Source organism: Mesorhizobium sp. M6A.T.Ce.TU.002.03.1.1 (assembly GCF_003997275.1).
GTDB classification, from domain to species: domain Bacteria; phylum Pseudomonadota; class Alphaproteobacteria; order Rhizobiales; family Rhizobiaceae; genus Mesorhizobium; species Mesorhizobium mediterraneum.
Genome location: NZ_RZTI01000230.1, coordinates 1 through 4,534 on the forward strand (window position 1 = coordinate 1; position 4,534 = coordinate 4,534).

Here is a 4,534-nt window from a genome sequence, read left to right on the forward strand (position 1 = left end):
GGTGGCCGAGGCGCTTGCCGCGGCCGCGGAGGCGCGCGACGCCGGCGATGTGCAGACCGCGGCAGATATCTATGACGCGATCCTGGAACAGGCGCCGGAGACGATCGAGGCGATTGCCGGGCTTGGCGATTTGCTGTTCGAGGCCGGCGATGCCGAGGGCGCCGAAGCCGTGCTGGCCCGGGCGCCGGAATCAAAGAAGGATGCGCCGCCGCTCGCCGCGGTGCGCGCCAAGATGGCGCTTGCCGCGCAGGCGGCAGCTCTTGGCAATCCGGCGGAGTTCGAGCGGCGCCTGGCTGAGAACCCCGGGGACCACCAGGCACGGTTCGATCTTGCCATGATCCAGAACGCCAACGGCGACCGCATGGCGGCGGCCGACAATCTGCTGGCGATCGTCAAGGCCGATCGCTCGTGGAACGACGACGGCGCCAAGACGCAATTGCTACAATTCTTCGAGGCATGGGGCATGACCGACGAAGCAACGCTGGCGGCGCGGCGCAAATTGTCATCGCTGCTGTTTGCCTGAGCGCGGCATGGACTGTTTTTGCCTGATGGCCTTGCTGTCGGCTGCGGCTGCGCCAGATTAGGGGCCAGACCGATCCGTTTTTCGCTTCCTGACGATTTACGCGTCAAGTTGCGATGGGGTGGACGGATTTGATGCGCTTCTCAATGAAGCGAGCGGAGGACTGAAGTGCAGGCGGGAAACGCGCATTACCGGCTCGATACGGATTTGCCGTCGACGGTGCCGATCTTCCCGCTTGAAGGCGCATTGCTGCTGCCGGGAGGCCGCATGCCGCTCAACATCTTCGAGCCGCGTTATCTGGAAATGGTGGACGAGGCGATCGCCGGATCGCGGCTGATCGGTGTCATACAGCCCAGCCTCGACGGTGCGCGGCGTGCCGATGGCGAGCCGGAGCTTTGCAATGTCGGCTGCGCCGGACGCATCATCGCGCTTTCCGAGAGCGGCGACGGCCGTTACCTGATTTCGCTGCAAGGCGTGTGCCGGTTCCGCATCGTGCAGGAGCTCGCGGTCAAGACGCCCTTCCGCCAGTGCCGGTTTGCTCCCTTTCTCACCGATCTCGATGAAGATCAGGCGGAGGCCGGGATCGACCGGCCGGCGTTGCTCAAGGCATTTCGTGCCTATCTGCAGGCCAACGAACTCGAAGCCGACTGGGAAAGCGTCAGCCGCGCCGAAAATGCCATGCTGGTCAATGCGCTGTCGATGATGGCTCCCTACGGGCCGGCCGAGAAACAGGCGCTGCTCGAAGCGGCGGACCTGAAGACACGCGCCGAAACGCTGATCGCCATCACCGAAATGGCGCTGGCGCGCGAAAACGAGGATTTCGGGTCGAGCCTGCAGTAGGAGGCTCTTCCTTCTCCCCCTGTGGGAGAAGGTGGATTGGCGCGTAGCGCCAAGACGGTTGAGGGGTGCTGGACGGAGCGCGGTCGGTGCCAAGCTGGAACACCCCTCATCCGACCGAGCTTCGCTCGGCCACCTTCTCCCACAAGGGGAGAAGGAAGAGCCGCGCGAAGCTTAAATGCTGGTGAGAGGACGGGCCGAATGGTGGATGGGCGTGACGGAAAGAAGGCCAATGTCGATCCCAAGCTGCTGGAGTTGCTGGCCTGCCCGCTGACCAAGGGCCCGCTTACCTGGGATCCGGAGCGCGGCGAGCTCATCTCGAGGCTCGCGCGGCTTGCCTATCCGGTGCGTGACGGCATCCCGATCATGCTGCCTTCGGAGGCGCGCTCGCTCCCCTTCGACGACGGATTGCCGCCGCCGCGCCTGGGCGGACCGTCCTGAACTGTAGTGATCTTTCGCGCCGACATTTCGCAAGATTGTGCACCGCCGCACCGGTATCCCCTATTGAAAATTGCGCCCCTTGGGCATGACCTTTTCTGCCTTCCCCGATAGCGCCGCGATATCCTGCCGGTCGTTTTGCACGACAGGTACATCGGGCCTCTCCTCCAAAAGCACGGACAGCCAGGGCGTCAGATCCTCGACCTTTTCGGCGACGATATGGATGACGTTCGATTCCGACTGCAGTTTGCCGGTGATACGGACCAGCCGCGCCCCCATGACAATGGGCCGGTAGCGATTGAAGGTTCTTTCCCAGAAGATGACGTTGGCGACCGCCTGCTCGTCTTCCAGCGTCAGGAAAATCGCTTTGCCAGTGCCTGGGCGCTGCCGCACGAGCACCAGGCCGGCGACGGAGACCCGCCTGCCATCCGGCACGGAGGGGAGGCGCGCATTGGGCGTGACGCCGGAACGATCCAGCCGCTGGCGCAGAAAGGCAAGCGGATGCGCCTTCAGCGACAGGCCGAGCGAACGGTAGTCGTGGACGACGTGCTCGCCGAGCGGCATTGTCGGGAGCCTGGTTTCGGGTTCAAGGTCGCGCAAACGGACCGCCGGCCGGTCGAACAGCGGCAGGGTCTCGGCGGCACTCCTGCCGTCGAGGGCGCGGACCGCCCACAGGGCGTCGCGGCGGTCGAGACCAAGCGAACGGAAAGCGTCGGCTTGCGCCAGTTTCTCGATCTCATCGACATAGAGGCCTGAACGCAGCCAGACATCGCGAACGGATGCGTAGCCATCGCTGCGTCTGGCGACAAACACCTCCATGCGCTCCTTCGACAGACCTTTGACTTGGCGGAAACCCAGCCGGACGGCATGATTGGTCCGGATGACGCCACGCATCTGGGCATGGCGTTCGAGGATGCGGGCCTGATCGAAAGGCTCCTCCTCCAGCGCGCAATCCCAACCGGAAAAATTGACGTCGACGTCGCGGATTTCGACGCCATGATCGCGCGCGTCGCGAACAAGCTGAGCCGGCTGATAAAATCCCATCGGCTGGGAGTTCAGGATCGCGGCGCAGAACACGTCGGGATAGAAGGTCTTGAACCAGCACGAGGCATAGACCAACAGGGCGAAGGAAGCGGCATGGCTTTCGGGAAAGCCGTATTCGCCGAATCCCTCGATCTGCTTGAAGCAGCGCTCGGCGAAGTCTCTCTCGTAGCCCCGCAAAACCATGCCGTCGACCATCCGCTTGCGATAATTGCCGATCGTGCCGGTGCGCTTGAAAGTGGCCATGGCGCGGCGCAATTCATCGGCCTCCCCTGGCCTGAAGCCGCCGGCGACGATGGCGATCTTCATCGCCTGTTCCTGGAACAGTGGCACGCCAAGCGTCCTGCCGAGTATCTCTTCCAGTTCCGGCCTGGGATATTCAGGTTTTTCCTTGCCTTGCCGGCGGCGCAGATAGGGATGGACCATGTCGCCCTGGATCGGGCCCGGCCGCACGATCGCCACTTCGATGACGAGGTCATAGAATGTTCTCGGCCTGAGACGCGGCAGCATCGACATCTGGGCGCGGGATTCGATCTGGAAGACGCCGAGCGTGTCGGCGCGGCAGATCATGTCGTAGACATGTTTGTCCTCGGCAGGGAGGGTGGCCAGCACATAGGGTCGGCCATACGGATCCCGCGCATCATCATAATGGTCTTCCAAGAGCTTGAAGGCGCGCTGCAGGCAGGTCAGCATGCCGAGCGCCAACACGTCGACTTTAAGGATTTTCACCGCGTCGAGATCGTCCTTGTCCCACTCGACCATCTTGCGCTCGTCCATCGCCGTTTTGATGATGGGCACGATCTCGTCGAGCCGGTCCCTGGTGATGACGAAGCCGCCGACATGCTGCGACAGATGACGGGGAAAGCCCATGATCTCGTTGGCGCATTCGATCACATGCCTTGTCGATGGATCGGTCTGGTCGAGGCCGCCGGCCCTGGTCTCCTTTTCGCCGAGCTCCGAGGTCGACCAACCCCAGATCGAACTGGACAGCGCGCTCCTGATATCGTCCGACAGGCCCATCGCCTTGGCCACTTCGCGCATCGCCGACCGGCCCCGGTAGCTGACGACGGCCGCGGCAAGTGCGGTGCGCTTGGCGCTGTATCTCGAGTAGATGTACTGGATGACCTCTTCGCGCTTTTCATGCTCGAAATCGACATCGATGTCAGGTGGCTCGTTTCTTTCCTCGGAAATGAAACGCTCGAAAAGCGAGTCGATCCGCTCGGGGCCCACTTCGGTGATGCCGATGCAATAACAGACCACCGAGTTGGCCGCGGAGCCGCGCCCCTGGCAGAGTATGCCCTGGCTGCGGGCGAATTTGACGATGTCGTAGACGGTCAGAAAATAGCGCGCGTAATTCAGGCGCTCGATCAAAGCGAGCTCTTCCTGGATGCGCTTTGTCACATCGGAGGGAACGCCTGAAGGGTACCGTATCGCCGCTCCCTCTCGAGCCAGCCTTTCCAGTTCGGCCTGTGGCCCGAGGCCCGATTCCGTCGGTTCGTCGGGATAGTTGTATTGGAGGTCACTGAGAGAGAAGCTCAATTCGCCGGCAAAGAGCAGCGTTTCCGCCAGTGCCTGCGGATGTCTGCGGAAAAGCCGGGCCACCTCCATTGGCGGCTTCAAATGGCGCTCGGCATTGGCCGCCAGTTCCAGCCCCGCTTCGGCAACAGGCACGTTGAGGCGGATCGCCGTCAGCACGTC

4 protein-coding genes are annotated in these 4,534 nt (G+C 62.9%); 3 read left to right on the forward strand and 1 reads right to left on the reverse strand.

The window, feature by feature from the left end; all coding sequences use genetic code 11:
- The 3 genes from EOC93_RS32650 to EOC93_RS32660 all read left to right on the forward strand — a co-directional run.
- The coding region (locus EOC93_RS32650) for a tetratricopeptide repeat protein (RefSeq protein ID WP_127206664.1) at positions 1–523 on the forward strand (523 nt) is incomplete at its 5' end.
- Positions 524–688: 165 nt separating this feature from the next.
- Positions 689–1,360 (forward strand): LON peptidase substrate-binding domain-containing protein, encoded by a 672-nt coding sequence (locus tag EOC93_RS32655; protein WP_127206665.1) that lies wholly within the window; start codon positions 689–691, stop codon positions 1,358–1,360.
- 198 nt (positions 1,361–1,558) lie between these two features.
- The gene (locus EOC93_RS32660) at positions 1,559–1,798 is read left to right on the forward strand and encodes a Trm112 family protein (protein WP_095484822.1); all 240 of its coding nucleotides are present in this window, start codon (positions 1,559–1,561) and stop codon (positions 1,796–1,798) included.
- A gap of 60 nt (positions 1,799–1,858) precedes the next feature.
- Here EOC93_RS32660 and EOC93_RS32665 read toward each other — a convergent pair.
- Positions 1,859–4,534: error-prone DNA polymerase (locus tag EOC93_RS32665; RefSeq protein WP_127206666.1), on the reverse strand; the 2,676-nt coding region annotated here is incomplete at its 5' end.

What these genes read in the sequence shown, in the direction of transcription:
- EOC93_RS32660 (WP_095484822.1), top strand. Translation starts at nt 1,559, where the DNA reads ATGGTGGATGGGCGTGACGGAAAGAAGGCCAATGTCGATCCCAAGCTG.